We start from the raw sequence: 14,948 nt of genomic DNA on the forward strand, positions 1-14,948 counted from the left end.
CCATTATTTTCTTATCAAATCGGTAAAAATTACGCTTAATCGATCTTTTTATCAATAATAAAAGAGGCTGAGTCTAAACCGAATTGCATCCCTTAAGCCGATTCGCTACAGTCACTCAAACAGAGGGAATATCATGAAAACAGCAACGATTCAGATCGCGCAATCACTGGTCGACAAAGCAACAGCCGCCGCAAAAGCGACCCAACGCACACCATCCCAACAGATTGAACACTGGGCCCAGATTGGTCAAATGATGGAAGACAATCCCGATCTCCCTTATGCGTTTGTACAACAAGCCATCATGGCCCACGATGAGAAGCAAGCGGGGGAATCCACGGCTTACACTTTCGAATAACCGGCTCGCATTTTTCTCGTTTCTGTAAACCTATCGCCTACACCCATTGTTAGCTGACGAACCGAACGCCCCTCTTTAGCGTTCGGGTTATGAACATTGCAGATATCAATCGTCGGCTGGATAACCTCATCCGCCTTGGCGTCATCGACCAACTAAATTTTGAGCGTGCGGATTTCCCTTGTGCGCGGGTTCGCTGCGGCAATTTACTCACCAATTGGCTACCGCTGGCGAGTGTTCGTGCGGGCCAAGATGGCGAGCATGACCCATATGAGGTGGGCGAACAGGTCATTATCCTTTGCCCCTGCGGTACGTTGGAACAGGGTGTGATTGTGGCCTCTTTGTTTAGCCAGCAGCGCCCTGCACCATCGACTTCACCCACGGTTCATCGCCGCCAGTATCGTGACGGCGCCATCATCGACTACGACACGGCCAAACATGCGCTTACGGCCACGCTGCCGGCGGGCGGCACGGTCACCGCCACAGCATCCGGCGGCTTTCTGCTCACCGGCAATGTCACCATTCAAGGAAATCTTTCAACCGTGGGGCAGATGGAATCCTCCGGAGCCATTCACTCACAGCAAACCATCAGCGCGGATAACGACGTTAAAGCGCAGAGCGTCAGCCTGCTACATCACCACCATACCGGCGTGCGCTCCGGCAGCGATACCTCAGGGGAGCCCGTGAAATGATCGGCATGTCCGCGGCAAGCGGCCGCACCTTAACTGGCGATGATCACCTGCGCCAATCCATCACCGATATTTTGAATACGCCCGTCGGTTCGCGGTTAATGCGCCGTGACTACGGCAGCCAGTTGCTCGATTTGATTGATGCACCGGCGAACGAGGCCACTACCGTGCTCATCTACTCCGCTATTGCGTCCGCTCTGTTGAAATGGGAGCCACGCATGCGAATTTCGCAATTAAATTTACGTAGCGACGCGTCACCGGGGCAATACATCGTCGAAATCACCGGAACGCGCACCGATACCAACGCCTCAACCAACTTGCGCATCCCCGTGCGCTTAGGAGCTGCGGCATGAGTAGTACCTTTACCCCTATCGACCTCTCCGCTCTGCCAACGCCCAACGTCATCGAAGCAATCGACTATGAAACGCTGCTGGCCAACAACAAAGATTATCTCATCAGCCTCTATCCGGATGATGAGCAAGCCGAGGTGGCCGATACCTTAGCGCTGGAATCGGAGCCCCTCACGAAGTTGCTGGAGCTACTGAGTTACCGTGAGATGCTGCTGCGCCAACGGGTGAATGAAGCGGCTCAGGCCACCATGCTGGCGTTTGCCGCAGGCAATGACTTGGACCAGAAAGCGGCGGATGTGAACTTGCAACGGTTGGTGATCACCCAAGCCACCAACACCACCGAAGCGCAGCTGGAAAGTGACGAGGCGCTGCGCGAGCGCATCCAAATGGCGTGGGAAGGGCTTTCGACCGCTGGGCCGCGCAATAGTTACATCTTTCACGCCCGTAATGCTGCCGGCCAAGTGGCTGATGCCACCGCCGTTAGCCCGTCACCGGCAGCGGTTACGGTAACCATTCAATCCACCACCGAACCGGGCACCGCACCGGATGATCTGCTCGAAACCGTGCGTCACTATTTAAGCGATGAGGAACGCCGACCGTTGGGGGATCGCCTTACCGTGCAATCGGCACAAATACTCTCCTACTCGGTTCAGGCCACGTTAGAGCTAGCCACTACCGGCGCGGAAAGCTCGCTGATTGTCGATGCGGCCACGCAAAACCTGCAAAACATCGTCAATCAACGCCGCCGACTGGGCGTTGAAGTAGCCGCTTCCGCGATTTACGCGGCGCTGCATGTGGAAGGCGTGGCCAAAGTCACGTTGCAAAACTGGCAGGACATCGTCCCCACGCCGGCGCAATGTGGCTATTGCACCGATATCCAAATTGAGGTGGCTGCATGAGCTTACTGCCGCCCAATGCCGAAACCTTAGAGCGCCGCTTGGCGCAGCTGTGCCAAGATCTCAATGCCATTGAGGTACCCATCCGCAGCATTCATCGTCCGGCCGATTGTCCGAGCGAACTAATGCCCTATTTAGCCTGGGCCCGCAGCGTCGACCGCTGGGATACCCGTTGGCAGGAATCCGCCAAACGTAAGACCCTCGCCGACAGCTATTTTACCCACGCCCACAAAGGCACCATTGCCGCGCTGCGGCGCGTGGTGGAACCGCTCGGTTTCCTATTAGAGGTCATTGAATGGTGGCAAGAAGATGCCACACCGGGCACATTTCGGCTGGTTATTGGCGTGAAAGATCAAGGCATCACCGACGCGCTTTATCAACTGCTCGAGCTGATGATTGACGATACCAAACCGCTAAGCCGACAGATGCAGGGGCTGATGCTCTCGCTCTCCGTTGACGGGGCATTCAATACCCATGTAGCGAGTTACTGCGGCGATGATCTCACGGTGTATGCCTATATGCCGGAATGCGTCACCACCGCCAGCCCGCAATACAGTGGCGGCAGCAGCCACCACATTGATACCTTAACCATTCAACCGCAAGGTGATTTATGAGCACATACTTTGCACTTTTAACCACCATTGGCCAAGCCAAGCTGGCGAACGCGACCGCGTTGGATCAACCGGTCGCGATTACCCAAATGGCACTTGGCGATGGCAATGGCGAAACACCCACGCCGAACGAGAGCCAAACTGCACTACTGAATGAGCAATACCGCGCCACGCTCAATAGCCTGAGCGTCGATGACGACAACCCCAGCCAGATTATTGCCGAATTGGTCGTGCCCGAGAATCAAGGCGGCTTTTGGATCCGCGAGCTGGGGTTATTCGACACCAACGGTGATATGCTGGCCATCGCCAACTGCCCGCCCACCTATAAGCCGATGCTCTCCGAAGGCTCCGGCCGTGTGCAACGTATCCGCATGGTGCTCACGGTCAGCAACACCAGCGCTGTCACCCTAAAAATCGACCCCGCCGTGGTGCTGGCAACACGCGATTACGTGGATGGCCAAGCGCTGATTGTTCACCAGTACGTAGATACCCAGCACAACTCGCTGAAAGCATATGTCGATAGCCAAGATGATAATTTAAAAGCCTACATCGACGCTCAGGATAAAGCCGGCCAAACCGCCGCTAAATCCGATGCGACAAAAAAAGCCAATGCCGCTCAAACCGCAGCGGCGAACGATGCAACCACCAAGGCCAATCAGGCGTTAGTAGATGCTAAAAGCTATGCGGATACGCAGGATGCAACCACACTAAAAAGTGCCAACAGTCATGCCGATAGTGCCGCCAACTCAGCCCTCAACAGCGCTAAAAGCGATGCGACAACCAAAGCCAATCAAGCCCTTAGTGATGCAAAAAACTATGCCGAAGATGCAGGGAATTTGAAAAGAGGAACCGTGGCGAGTGAAAGGTTGCCAGAGGCCACGGCAGGTAAAATTGGGGGAATTAAAAAGGCTAATGATGAGCAAGCAAAAACTGGTACGGGAACGGGAAGTTTGAGCGCTGAACAACTCAAACTATCGATGGACCAATTTGGATTATTTGGTTCAAATTATAACTTGACTTTAGCTCAAGAGACTGATGTTAACAACATTAAGCTATCTGGTTGGTACTCGGGACAAAAACAACAATTATTGAATTGGCCGGAAGAAATAACTGATTGGGGATATTTAGAAGTCATTCATCACGGAGGAGATTTTATATTACAGCGTGTAACGGGTATGACTGATTCATCCCAATTTATTACCGTTGAACGCCGAAATCCAAACAGTAATTGGTCGAATTGGAAAAAACAATGGTGTAGTTTGTCGATGCCGATCCCCAGCCCTGATGACATATCCCAGGCAGACAAAACAACACCTTCTGCACTATCTATTTCTCAAGTAGTTGATTTAATCAGAAATAAATCTATAGGGTTTAATCAGACATGGGTTGATTTGAGTTCAACGTATAAACCTAATACACAATATATAAATTCATCAGATCGTCCACGTTTAGTATCAATATTTAACGATGCAGCTCTTTCAATATCATACATATTGATAAATAACGAATATGTTGTATCCCGATTTGATGACAGCAGTGGTCATTCGAATGCAACTTCTGTAGCAATTATTCAACCCGGCGACACATATTCACTAGTTTTGAATGATACAGCAGCAACGATAATATGGACTGAGTTACGATAATGAAATATTTCAGAGATGAAAATAATAAATTGTATGGATTCGATGATGATGTTCATCAGGATTATATTGATTCATGTGCAACAAAATGGAAAGTGTCGTTAGCATCGATATCAGAAGACACCTATAAATTAGCGCTTGCACCCACAGCGGCCCAAAAACGCGCGACTGAATCAGCCACCCTCCGCTCTCAGCGTGACGAACTCGTCGAGCGCGTCAGCCGCGAGATCAACCGCTTGGAAGATAAAAGCGAAGATGCCAGCGCTTGGCGCACCTATCGCGAAGCGCTGCGCAATGTTCCGGAACAAACAGGCTTTCCGTTTGATGTGACATGGCCGCAGCAACCCGCCGAATTTACCGGCAAATAAGCGACTCCATAAAAGAAGGGCTGCATCATAGCAGCCCTTCTTTTTCGTGCGTCAATCAAGGAACATCAGTTCTATTACCTTGTCATCAAGGTTTTACAGGGATTACCATTTTGTTGTATTTCGTCTATCAACTCAGCCCTCCCTCACGCCTACGGTCTACTTTGAGTATGGGAAAAATCCCGTAATCTGCAAGCTCGCAACCATGACTCAGTTCAAAATTCTCGCTCATTTCTGCTCGAGCGTGTTGATGCACTGTAACCCCACTGACTACATCCAAAACCAGCTGCCGATTAGGAGCCCCCTTGGCAAGGTGCCAGTGAATTAATCTTCCTGCAGGAGCTATTCATGCCAACTGATTATCATCATGGCGTGCGTGTCACCGAAATTAACGAGGGCAACCGAGTGATCACCACGGTTTCCTCGGCCATTATCGGCATGGCATGCACAGGGGATGATGCGGATGCAGACGTCTTTCCGCTCAACAAACCCGTTCTACTTACCAACGTTAAAAGTGCGCTCGGCAATGCCGGTGAAAAAGGCACGCTCGCTAAATCACTGGATGCTATCAGCGATCAAGCCAGCCCCGTCACCGTCGTGGTGCGCGTTCCCGAAGGGGAAACCACCGACGAAACCACCTCGAACATCATCGGCGGCAATACCAACGGCCAATACACCGGCCTGCAAGCGTTGCTCACGGCCGAAGCCAAACTGGGCGTGAAGCCACGGATTCTGGGCGCTCCGGGGTTAGATACGCAGCCCGTCACCGCCGCCCTCGTTAGCCTTGCCCAGTCACTACGCGGCTTTGCTTACGCCAGCTGCAACGGCGCCGAAACCATCAGCGATGCCATCGATTACCGCAAAAACTTTGGTGCGCGTGAACTGATGTTGCTCTGGCCCGACTTCACCGGTTGGGATACCGCCAGCAGCGCCGAAGTGACCGCCTACGCCACCGCACGAGCACTGGGGCTGCGCGCCAAAATTGATGAACAAACCGGCTGGCACAAAACTCTGTCAAATGTTGAAGTGAACGGCGTGGATGGCATCAGCAAAGATGTCTATTGGGATTTGCAAAGTACCAGCACCGATGCCGACCTGCTCAACCAGAACGGCATCACCACGCTCATTCGTCGCGATGGTTTCCGCTTCTGGGGCTCACGCACCTGTGAAGAAGACACCTTCTTCTTCGAAAACTACACCCGCACCGCGCAGATCATCATGGATACCATGGCCGATGCTCACTTCTGGGCGGTCGACAAACCGCTGCATCCGTCACTGGTGCGCGACATCTTAGAAGGTATCAACGCCAAATTCCGGGAATGGGTCTCGCTGGGTTATCTGCTCGGCGGCAGTGCCTGGTACGACGACAGCATCAATACCGAGGACACCCTCAAAGCCGGCAAGCTGTATATCGACTATGACTACACCCCCGTTCCGCCGCTGGAAAACTTAATGCTGCGCCAGCGGATCACCGACACCTATCTGGCGGACTTCTCCAGCCGGATCAGCAGTTAAGGAATCGTTATGGCTCTACCGCGCAAACTCAAAAACTTTAACCTGTTCAACGATGCCAACAGCTACATGGGCGTCGTCGCCTCCATCACCCTACCCAAACTCTCGATTAAAACCGAGAGCTATCGGGGCGGCGGTATGCCCGGGCCGGTCGATGTGGATATGGGGCTATCGGATGATGCCATCTCGCTGGAGTGGACACTCGGCGGTTGGGATACCCAGGCCCTCGGCCAGTTTGGCCAAACTCAGGCCGGTGCCATTCCGCTGCGCTTTAACGGCGCCTTGCAACGGGATGATACCGGCGAAATCGTCAGCGTTGAGATCAACGTCCGCGGTTTTCACAAAGAGATCGACATGGGCGATGCCAAACCGGGCGACGATACCGAGCACAAATACACCACCTCATGCAGCTACTACAAGCTCACCATCGATGGCAGCGACATCATCGAGATCGACCAGGTCAACATGGTGTTCACCGTCAATGGCGATGACCGCTTAGCCGATATTCGCAGCGCTTTGGGGCTATAAGCCCCTTCTTTTAAGGAGTCTTCATGAACGAACCGATTTTAAAACCCGTTGAGCTCGATGAACCGCTCACCCGCGGCGACCAAACCATTACCACCATCACCGTGCGCAAACCCAACTCCGGCGAACTACGCGGCCTATCGCTGGTCGACATCATGCAGATGGATGTGATCGCCATGGGGCGGCTGTTGCCGCGCGTCACCCAGCCCACCTTAACCGAGCCGGAAGTTCGCCAACTGGCACCGGCCGATCTCATGCAGATTGGCGCGACGGTCTGCTCTTTTTTAGTGCCGAAGCGTCTGCAGGAATTCCCCGACGAGTAGAAGACGCGATGGCCGATTTAGCACTGGTTTTTCATTGGGGGCCATCCGAACTGGACCCGCTTTCTTTAAGTGATCTCATGGCGTGGCGAGAACGAGCGCGTGAGCGTTGGGAGCAAACCGATGGCGAATGATCTCAAAGTCCAAATCATCCTCAAAGCAGTCGATAAAGCGCTCAAGCCGATTCGTAAGATCACCCAAGGCTCTGACAAGCTGTCCAAGCAGCTCAAACGCAATATGCAAGTGCTTAAACAGCTCAACCAGTCGCAGAACAACATCAGCGCCTTTCGCCGTCAGTCGCAGCAACTCAAAGCCACCGAGCAACAATTTCAGCAAGCGCAGCAGAAGGTCAAACTATTAGCCGAAGCGATGCGCCAAACCCGCTCGCCCACGCGCAGCCAAATACGGGACTTTGAGCGCGCCCAGCGAGCCGCCAGCCAGTTAAAAACACAGTACGGCGAGGAACGACAAAAGCTGCAACAACTGCGCAAAACCCTGAATGATGCCGGAATACATACCCGCTCACTTGGCGACCACGAACGCCGCCTGCGCAATGACATCAACCGCACCAACAACGCTATCACCAGCCAGAAAAACCGGCTCAAGCAACTCGGCCAACAGCAGAAGAAAATGAGTTCTTACCAAAACCGCTACCGCCGCAACCAACGCTTTGCCGGAACCATGGCCGCCAACGGCGCGGGCTCACTGGCCACCGGCAGTAGCTACCTCTATGCGGGCACGCGGCTTTTGCAACCGGGCATTGATTTTGGCGAGGCGATGAGCCGAGTGCAGGCGCTCTCCCAGCTGGACGGGAACAGCGCCCAGCTCAAAGCCCTGCGCGGCCAAGCCCGACAGCTCGGCGCCACCACCCAATTTACCGCCGTAGATGCCGCCAATGCCCAGGGCTTTTTAGCCATGGCGGGCTTTAACCCCAAAGCCATTCAGCAAACCATGCCATCCATGCTAAATTTGGCACAAGCGGGACATATGGATTTAGGCACCACTGCGGATATCTCCTCCAACATTCTCAGCGGTTTTAGCCTACCCGCCAAGCAAATGACCAACGTCGCCGATATTCTTACCAAAGTCAGCGTCACCAGTAATACCAACCTGCAAATGCTGGGGGATACGCTCAAATACATGGCACCTGTCGCCAACACCGCCGGGATGAGTTTGGAACAAGCCGCCAGTATGGCCGGGCTGCTCGGCAACGTCGGGATCCAAGCGAGCCAAGCCGGGACCACACTACGCTCCATGTTACTGCGGCTCTCGGCCCCTACCGGAGGCGCCAGCAAAATGATGAAAAAGCTCGGTATCAGCGCTACCGATGCTAATGGTCGGGTTCGCGCCATTCCTAGTGTCTTGCAAGATGTCGCCAAAGCGACCCAAAAAATGGGCAATGGCCAACGCCTGAGCATTTTAAAAACTATTTTTGGTGAAGAACCCGCCGCGGGTATGGCCGAACTGATTCATCAGGCCGGAGTGGGTGGGCTCAAAAAATACATTGATCAAGTCAGCCACTATCAGGGCACCGCCGCGCAAGTATCCCAGGTGATGACCAACAACCTCAGCGGCGACATAAAAACCTTAGTCAGCAGCTGGCAAGATTTAGGGATTGAAATCGAAACCCAGCAAGATGGCCCATTGCGGCAAACCGTCCAGCGCGTTACCGATATCGTTCGCTCCATCAAAAGTTGGATCAACGCCAATCCGCGCTTAGCCGGAATGCTGTTTAACTTAGCCGCCATACTCACCACCGTGATGGTCGTTGGCGGCGCACTCACACTCACGCTCGCCAGCTTACTGGGGCCACTGTTTACCCTGCGCTTTATGGCCAACATGGTCGGCCTGCACTTTGGTACGTTCGGCAGAGTACTCGGCCGCTTAGCCGGTTCCGTCCTGCCGTTGCTCGGTAAAACTTTCATCTGGCTCGGGCGACTGATGCTCACCAATCCGATAGGGCTCGCCATCACCGCCATCGGCGTGGCCGCCTACTTGATCTACCGCTACTGGGAGCCGATTAAAAAGTTCTTTGGTAATCTTTGGGATAACGTCAAAGCCACCTTTCATGGCGGCTTGGGCAGCATCTTAAAAGCCATCCTCAACTTCAGCCCATTAGGGCTGTTCTACAAAGCCTTTGCCGGTGTCATGAGCTACTTTGGCGTCGACTTGCCGAAAAACTTTACCGGCTTTGCAGGCATGCTCATCGATGGTTTCATTAACGGGTTGGGGCTTGGCAAACTCAAAGACAAGATCACCGAAATGGGCTCAAAAGTCGTCGGCTGGTTTAAAGCAAAACTCGGCATTCACTCCCCCAGCCGCGTCTTTGCTCAACTCGGCGCTTATACCCTGCAAGGCTATAACCAAGGCTTACAACGCCAAACCAACCTGCCACTTAAAACCCTGCGCCACTTTGCCAACCAACTCCGCCAACAAGGGCAACTGGAACTTTCGGGCGGACTGTCGACCACGCTGGATACGCGCGCCCCGCTGCGCCCACGTGCGAGCCGCAGCGTCACCCAGCAAAACCATTTTGAAGTGAACATTCATGCCGCCCCGGGGATGGACAGCCAAGCCATTGGCCGTGAAGTGCAGCGCCAGCTGGCCCTGTTTCAGCAGCAACTGGCCGCACAATCGCGCAGCCGCCTAAATGATGAGGAGTAACCAACCATGATGATGGCCTTTGGTAGCTTTGTGTTTTCCCTTTCCACGCTGGCCTATCAGGAACTGCGCCACCAAACCCAGTGGCGTTTTGGCACCACCAACCGCATTGGCACCAATCCGGCGCGCCAGTTTATGGGCAAAGGCGACGATACCATCACCCTCAATGGCACCTTGCTACCCACCTTTAAAGGCAGTGCCGCCAGTTTGGATGTATTGCGGATGATAGGCAACACCGGCAAAGCCTACCCGTTAGTTGAAGGTGCGGGCCGCATTTACGGCATCTATGTACTGGAGAATATGACCGAAACCAAACGGGTCTTTATCAGCAACGGCAGCGCCCGCCATATCGAATTTGACCTCACCTTGCAGCGCATTGATGACGACCGCACCGACTTAGTCGGCAGCTTCATTCAGGCCAGCCAACTGCTGCCGATGATCGTCAATTAAGGAGCCCCATGCCACTGTCCAACCCGCACCCCGTTTGTCGACTCACCGTTGATGGCCGCGATATCACCCAAGCCGTCACTGCCCGGTTAATCAGCATAGAGCTCACCGACCACCGCGACCTCACCGCCGATACACTCTCCGTTCGGTTAACCGATCAAGATGGCCAACTGGCGATTCCGCCCACCAATGCGACGTTAAAGCTCTGGCTCGGTTGGAGTGATAGCGGCCTGACCTACAAAGGCAGCTTTTTTGTGGATGAAGTGGAACATAGCGGCGCCCCCGATCAACTGCAAATCAGCGCCCGTAGTGCCGACCTGCGCGGCGCCTTTAAAACCAAACGAGAACAGAGCTGGCACGGTGTCAGCCTGGGCTCGATTTTAAGCCTGATGGCTCAACGCTATAATCTGAAACAGGCGATTACCGCCCGCTTAGCCAGCATCGTCATCGACCACTTGGACCAAACCAGCGAAAGCGATGCCAACCTGTTAAGCCGCCTTGGCCGCCACTATGGTGCCATCGCCAACATCAAAAATAACTATCTGCTGTTTATGCCCCAAGGCGAAAGCACCACCGCCAGCGGCACCGTTTTGCCCACTATCACCTTACAACGCAGCGATGGCGACCAGCACCGTTATCTGTTGGCTAAACGCGGCAGCTATACCGGCGTTAAAGCGTTTTACTACCGCCCTGACCAAGCCAAACGGTTAGAGGCCATTGCAGGTCGCGGGGATGATTACAAAGAGCTGCGCCACAGTTACACCGACCAACCAAGCGCCCTAGCCGCCGCTCGAGCAGAATGGCAACGATTACAGCAAGGCAGTGCCACCTTAACCTACACCTTAGCCAAAGGCCGCGCCGACCTCTTGCCAGAGATGACCTTTCGGTTAAACGGAATTAAATCGGATATCAGCGCCATCATCTGGCTCGGCGATGAGATCCGCCATCACTTCAGTGCCAGCGCCTACACCACCGAACTCTCACTCACCACCCAAATTCCACAATCATTAGTCGATAGCCAAACCGAGCACTATAGCGGCGTCATCGCCTGGTATTTAGATGACCACGACCAGCAAAAATCCGTCACCGCCGGCGCGGGCCCGAACTACAAACATTTGACGTACTTATATGCCAACGAAGCCAATGCCAAACGCGCGGCCCGAAGAGAATGGACAAAATTGAAGGGTTAAAAGAGGTCGCTATGCGAACCGATACGAGCCAGTTGCACCGTATCATCCACAATACGATAAATCAGCACCAAATCGGGTTGAATATGGCAATCACGAAAGCCATTCCAATTCCCCGATAACACATGATCAACACAACGAGCGGGAATAGCTTCTCCACGTTGAATCAGAGTAATGATGTGGCCAACAGCCAAAACATCTGGGATGGCTTTACGAACCACTTTTTTAAAATCTTTCTTAAATTGCGATGAATACTCCAGCTTATACATGCGGGAGTTGCCCTTTGCTCAACTCTGCGATGAGTTCATCCGCAGACCCAACAGACGTTCCCTGACCTTCTATCAGCTCTTGCATCGCGGCAATGGTTTCTGCATTCGGTTGACGAGCTTTCAACTCAAATGGGATACCCCCGTGGTTAATCACCGCTTTTGCAAATAATTTAATGGCCTGCGAAGGGCTGAGTCCCACTTCATCACAAATTTGCGTAAATGCGGCTTTAGTCTGCGCATCTAAACGTGCAGATAGCATTTCAGTTTTCATATCAACCTCCATTGGTTTGATAGCTATTGTATAACAATGTCATACAATAACAACAAAACATTGCTATCCCTATCAGGTCGATATCGATTGAAATAACCGTATTCTGCATCATTTTAAAAAGCTTACTAAAATCGTCGGCGCCTATTGAGATAAACAGCAATTGGGCCTTGAAAAAAGAGAATAAAAGAGAAAATAAAAGCAACCATAGCACTAATACCGTCAGCTTGGTCGCGGCCAGAGATTAAATCATATGGAAAGATAAATCTAAAATCCTGCCAAATAATCATGTTAAACATCAGCCAATAAACCCAATTTATCCAACTTAACGTTTTTAGAATAAAACCTAGATTAAGAAAGCGTCGTTTAATAAAGCAACACCAAAAGAACAGTACGATTTCAAAAATAAGTAAGCCAACAGCAACCAAGATATCTGCCATATAACACTCTATTCATTTACTCTCTGTACATTTATCGGCGCCTTTTGATAAAGCACGGGCCTTGGGACATGATTGCCATCCCCACAATTGCAGCGACGATGATATAAAACCCATCCGATAACTCCCCTTTCACTAACAGAGAATAAGGATAAGCAAGTGAATCATCCTGCCAAATCCGAATATCGACATAAAGCCAATAGATCCAATTGACCCAACAGAAAATCTTAAACGGCTTTCCATATCTTAAATATTGACTACGTAAGAAGTAGCACCATAAAAATACGATACATCCGATGACGCCGACACTAATGGCTAATATACTTTCATTCATGAGATTTCTCTTTATCATCGCTCCAAGGAAAATGCTCTTCTACATAGGAAATTCCTTTTTCGAAATACTTTTCTATTGTACCTGCATCAGCTAAAAGTTCAGCAGTAAAGGCTGACTGACTTAAACTACGCCAAGCTCGTTCGGTTTTATTGAGTAGTCGTTGAATAGTAAGACCGCATGATTCAACTAACCGTTCTGGCTCCAGATACTTGATCGCCATTAAGCCCCTCCATGACATGATCAAATCTGAAATATTATATATATTATCCCCTAAAATATTACCGAATAGTTCTTCATGCCACTTTCTAAAATATCCGGGAGTTTCCTTATCCCCATCGATGAAGAAATAATATGTTTCCTGCAAATTATTAGTAACATGTCCGATAATAAATAAAACAGCAGCGATAATTAAAACGACCATAATTACAAAAACTGCCCCTTCAAGGGAAAAAAGCACAGCCCCACCACCGGCTATTGTATCGGCAAAGAGTTCACCGGCACCAAGAAACCCAATTAAACCACTAGGCTTTACCAGCCAACTTATAATTGTTGGCCCCATATACACAGAAGAAACACCAGTTCCTCCCTGGAAGACAGCATCTAAAATTTTTCGCCACTCATGGTTAACAAATGCAGCCTTTGTCGAATCGTACATTTCAATAATTTTTTCTTTCGTTAAACGACCATAATATGCAAATTGTTGCATGAGTTGATTTGTAACATTTTCAATAAAGAATAAAAAACTATGTTGAATAGAGCCCGCAGGAATCTCTTCACGAATAGTAGTATGAGCTTGCATGATTAGAGCGTTCGCATGAGCCTGAACCTCAGCGACATCTTCTGGAGCGACTTCTGCCACAACACACATCCTTATTTTTTCGACCTTACATGGGTCCACACAAATCACCCATAAGGTTTAAGCATTAAGTATGAGAGGGAGTGTACCGATAAATGACTCATTTATCTATAGTTACCTATCCTGCGCTTTGATTCACTCTCGCCATTCCGACCAACCACTCCAAATGAAACTTTATCTGTAAGCTCTAGGTCTACAGCTAAAACCACCCGTGGTTTCGTTGTTTTTTATCTAGATTAGCGATATTGGCAATCAAACATAAAAGGCAATGAAAATGACACCATTAGGAAAAGAACTGCGTAAAGCCCGTATTGATCTGGAAATGCTCGTCTGCGAAGTGGCAAAAAATGCCAACGTTACCACCCCCACCGTGAATAATTTAGAAACCGGCAGAACCGAAATCCGCCCTAACCTCGCCCGCCTTGTCATTGAAGCCCACAAAGCACCACCAGAGATGGAACGGCATCTGTATATGTCCGCCGCGCAAACCTATGGCGTATTGGAATTGGTGGTACCGGAAGATAGCCAAGCGCAAGAAGCAGCGGCCTATGTGGTGCAGAATTTTAGAAAGTTAACGCCGGAGAAATATGAGCAGCTCAAAGCGCTATTGAGCAGCGATGCAGAACCGATGGCAGATCACGTTCAAGAACCTGCTTTACCATAAACCAGATAAAACAAAGCCCAGATAATTTGACGCTCATCTGGGCTTTTGGATGATGAATCCGTAGGGGAAATCATCACGCCTTGACATTATGGCAACAAATATCGATGTCTAAATAATGATCTATATCAATAATATTGCAATCTTAAATAACCACTATATCTAGTGTTTATGTAAGATCAAAACACAAGGTATAGGGAATTGAAGAGAAGGGATGGTTGGCCCCATCCCTCTCGATGAAGAACTGATGATGAGTACGCAGGGCATCATCAACTTGGTAACTTCGAATGTTCACACCGCCTACTTTAGGATTGGATTCGATATTTATCAAGGTATTTCTCCTGCGCCTGGTAATGTAGGAGCATGTTATGCTTAAACATATCAATACCAATCCAGCCCCTGATGGCTATCAGTGGATCTTCTGTCGTTTTCGCAAAGTTCGAGGCTCATCCCAGCGGATGTTAGATGCCCATGAATATGGGTATCACGCATGGAAAATCCTTGTGCGTAAGAAGAAACACTAAACCTCGTAACTCAGAGCCACTGCTTGCCAGTGGCTCTTTCTCTT

General features: G+C 51.0%; 21 protein-coding genes. 16 read left to right on the top strand and 5 right to left on the bottom strand.

What is annotated here, in order from left to right; genetic code table 11:
- The first annotated feature begins 133 nt into the window (after positions 1-133).
- The 14 genes from ABUE20_RS02055 (at position 134) to ABUE20_RS02120 (ending at position 11,558) form a co-directional block, all read left to right on the top strand.
- Complete coding sequence (locus ABUE20_RS02055; RefSeq protein WP_408618153.1) at positions 134-355, top strand: TA system antitoxin ParD family protein; 222 nt, start codon at positions 134-136, stop codon at positions 353-355.
- Between the two features lie 89 nt (positions 356-444).
- Positions 445-1,044 (top strand): phage baseplate assembly protein V, encoded by a 600-nt coding sequence (locus ABUE20_RS02060; RefSeq protein ID WP_408618154.1) that lies wholly within the window; start codon positions 445-447, stop codon positions 1,042-1,044.
- Positions 1,041-1,394, top strand: coding sequence for a GPW/gp25 family protein (locus tag ABUE20_RS02065; protein ID WP_408618155.1), 354 nt, complete (start codon positions 1,041-1,043; stop codon positions 1,392-1,394). Before ABUE20_RS02060 ends, ABUE20_RS02065 begins: the two co-directional genes overlap by 4 nt.
- Positions 1,391-2,290 (top strand): baseplate J/gp47 family protein, encoded by a 900-nt coding sequence (locus ABUE20_RS02070; protein ID WP_408618156.1) that lies wholly within the window; start codon positions 1,391-1,393, stop codon positions 2,288-2,290. The genes ABUE20_RS02065 and ABUE20_RS02070 overlap by 4 nt, the downstream gene beginning before the upstream one ends.
- Positions 2,287-2,901: a phage tail protein I gene (locus ABUE20_RS02075; protein ID WP_408618157.1), complete on the top strand. Its 615-nt coding sequence runs from the start codon at positions 2,287-2,289 to the stop codon at positions 2,899-2,901. Before ABUE20_RS02070 ends, ABUE20_RS02075 begins: the two co-directional genes overlap by 4 nt.
- On the top strand, positions 2,898-4,541 hold the full coding sequence (locus ABUE20_RS02080) for a phage tail-collar fiber domain-containing protein (RefSeq protein WP_408618158.1): 1,644 nt from the start codon (positions 2,898-2,900) through the stop codon (positions 4,539-4,541). Before ABUE20_RS02075 ends, ABUE20_RS02080 begins: the two co-directional genes overlap by 4 nt.
- Positions 4,541-4,906 (top strand): phage tail assembly chaperone, encoded by a 366-nt coding sequence (locus tag ABUE20_RS02085; protein WP_408618159.1) that lies wholly within the window; start codon positions 4,541-4,543, stop codon positions 4,904-4,906. The genes ABUE20_RS02080 and ABUE20_RS02085 overlap by 1 nt, the downstream gene beginning before the upstream one ends.
- 345 nt (positions 4,907-5,251) lie before the next feature.
- A complete protein-coding gene (locus tag ABUE20_RS02090) occupies positions 5,252-6,418 on the top strand; it encodes a phage tail sheath protein (protein ID WP_408618160.1) in 1,167 nt (388 codons plus the stop codon).
- Positions 6,419-6,427: 9 nt separating this feature from the next.
- Positions 6,428-6,943, top strand: coding sequence for a phage major tail tube protein (locus ABUE20_RS02095; protein ID WP_408618161.1), 516 nt, complete (start codon positions 6,428-6,430; stop codon positions 6,941-6,943).
- Between the two features lie 23 nt (positions 6,944-6,966).
- The gene (locus ABUE20_RS02100; protein WP_408618162.1) at positions 6,967-7,263 is read left to right on the top strand and encodes a phage tail assembly protein; all 297 of its coding nucleotides are present in this window, start codon (positions 6,967-6,969) and stop codon (positions 7,261-7,263) included.
- 8 nt (positions 7,264-7,271) lie between these two features.
- Positions 7,272-7,394, top strand: coding sequence for a GpE family phage tail protein (locus ABUE20_RS02105; RefSeq protein WP_408618163.1), 123 nt, complete (start codon positions 7,272-7,274; stop codon positions 7,392-7,394).
- Positions 7,384-9,924, top strand: a complete 2,541-nt coding sequence (locus tag ABUE20_RS02110; RefSeq protein ID WP_408618164.1) for a phage tail tape measure protein — start codon at positions 7,384-7,386, stop codon at positions 9,922-9,924. The genes ABUE20_RS02105 and ABUE20_RS02110 overlap by 11 nt, the downstream gene beginning before the upstream one ends.
- A 6-nt stretch (positions 9,925-9,930) precedes the next feature.
- On the top strand, positions 9,931-10,371 hold the full coding sequence (locus ABUE20_RS02115; protein WP_408618165.1) for a phage tail protein: 441 nt from the start codon (positions 9,931-9,933) through the stop codon (positions 10,369-10,371).
- An 8-nt stretch (positions 10,372-10,379) separates the two neighbouring features.
- A complete protein-coding gene (locus tag ABUE20_RS02120; protein ID WP_408618166.1) occupies positions 10,380-11,558 on the top strand; it encodes a contractile injection system protein, VgrG/Pvc8 family in 1,179 nt (392 codons plus the stop codon).
- Here the strand turns inward: ABUE20_RS02120 and ABUE20_RS02125 are convergent.
- From ABUE20_RS02125 to ABUE20_RS02145, 5 genes are all read right to left on the bottom strand, one after another.
- On the bottom strand, positions 11,555-11,824 hold the full coding sequence (locus tag ABUE20_RS02125) for a type II toxin-antitoxin system RelE/ParE family toxin (RefSeq protein WP_408618167.1): 270 nt from the start codon (positions 11,822-11,824) through the stop codon (positions 11,555-11,557). The two genes, ABUE20_RS02120 and ABUE20_RS02125, sit on opposite strands and share 4 nt — an antisense overlap.
- Entirely contained in the window at positions 11,817-12,095 is a 279-nt protein-coding gene (locus ABUE20_RS02130; RefSeq protein ID WP_408618168.1) for a type II toxin-antitoxin system RelB/DinJ family antitoxin, read from the bottom strand. Before ABUE20_RS02130 ends, ABUE20_RS02125 begins: the two co-directional genes overlap by 8 nt.
- A 125-nt stretch (positions 12,096-12,220) precedes the next feature.
- Complete coding sequence (locus tag ABUE20_RS02135) at positions 12,221-12,532, bottom strand: hypothetical protein (RefSeq protein ID WP_408618169.1); 312 nt, start codon at positions 12,530-12,532, stop codon at positions 12,221-12,223.
- A gap of 31 nt (positions 12,533-12,563) precedes the next feature.
- Positions 12,564-12,863: a hypothetical protein gene (locus tag ABUE20_RS02140; protein WP_408618170.1), complete on the bottom strand. Its 300-nt coding sequence runs from the start codon at positions 12,861-12,863 to the stop codon at positions 12,564-12,566.
- Complete coding sequence (locus tag ABUE20_RS02145; RefSeq protein ID WP_408618171.1) at positions 12,856-13,722, bottom strand: hypothetical protein; 867 nt, start codon at positions 13,720-13,722, stop codon at positions 12,856-12,858. The genes ABUE20_RS02140 and ABUE20_RS02145 overlap by 8 nt, the downstream gene beginning before the upstream one ends.
- Positions 13,723-13,993: 271 nt before the next feature.
- On the opposite strand from ABUE20_RS02145, the gene ABUE20_RS02150 reads away from it, so the two are divergent.
- Positions 13,994-14,383, top strand: coding sequence for a hypothetical protein (locus ABUE20_RS02150; RefSeq protein ID WP_408618172.1), 390 nt, complete (start codon positions 13,994-13,996; stop codon positions 14,381-14,383).
- Between the two features lie 365 nt (positions 14,384-14,748).
- Entirely contained in the window at positions 14,749-14,904 is a 156-nt protein-coding gene (locus tag ABUE20_RS02155; RefSeq protein WP_408618173.1) for a hypothetical protein, read from the top strand.
- Positions 14,905-14,948: the final 44 nt, after the last annotated feature.

The organism is Celerinatantimonas marina (genome assembly GCF_046054165.1).
In the GTDB taxonomy this organism is placed as follows: Bacteria; Pseudomonadota; Gammaproteobacteria; order Enterobacterales; family Celerinatantimonadaceae; genus Celerinatantimonas.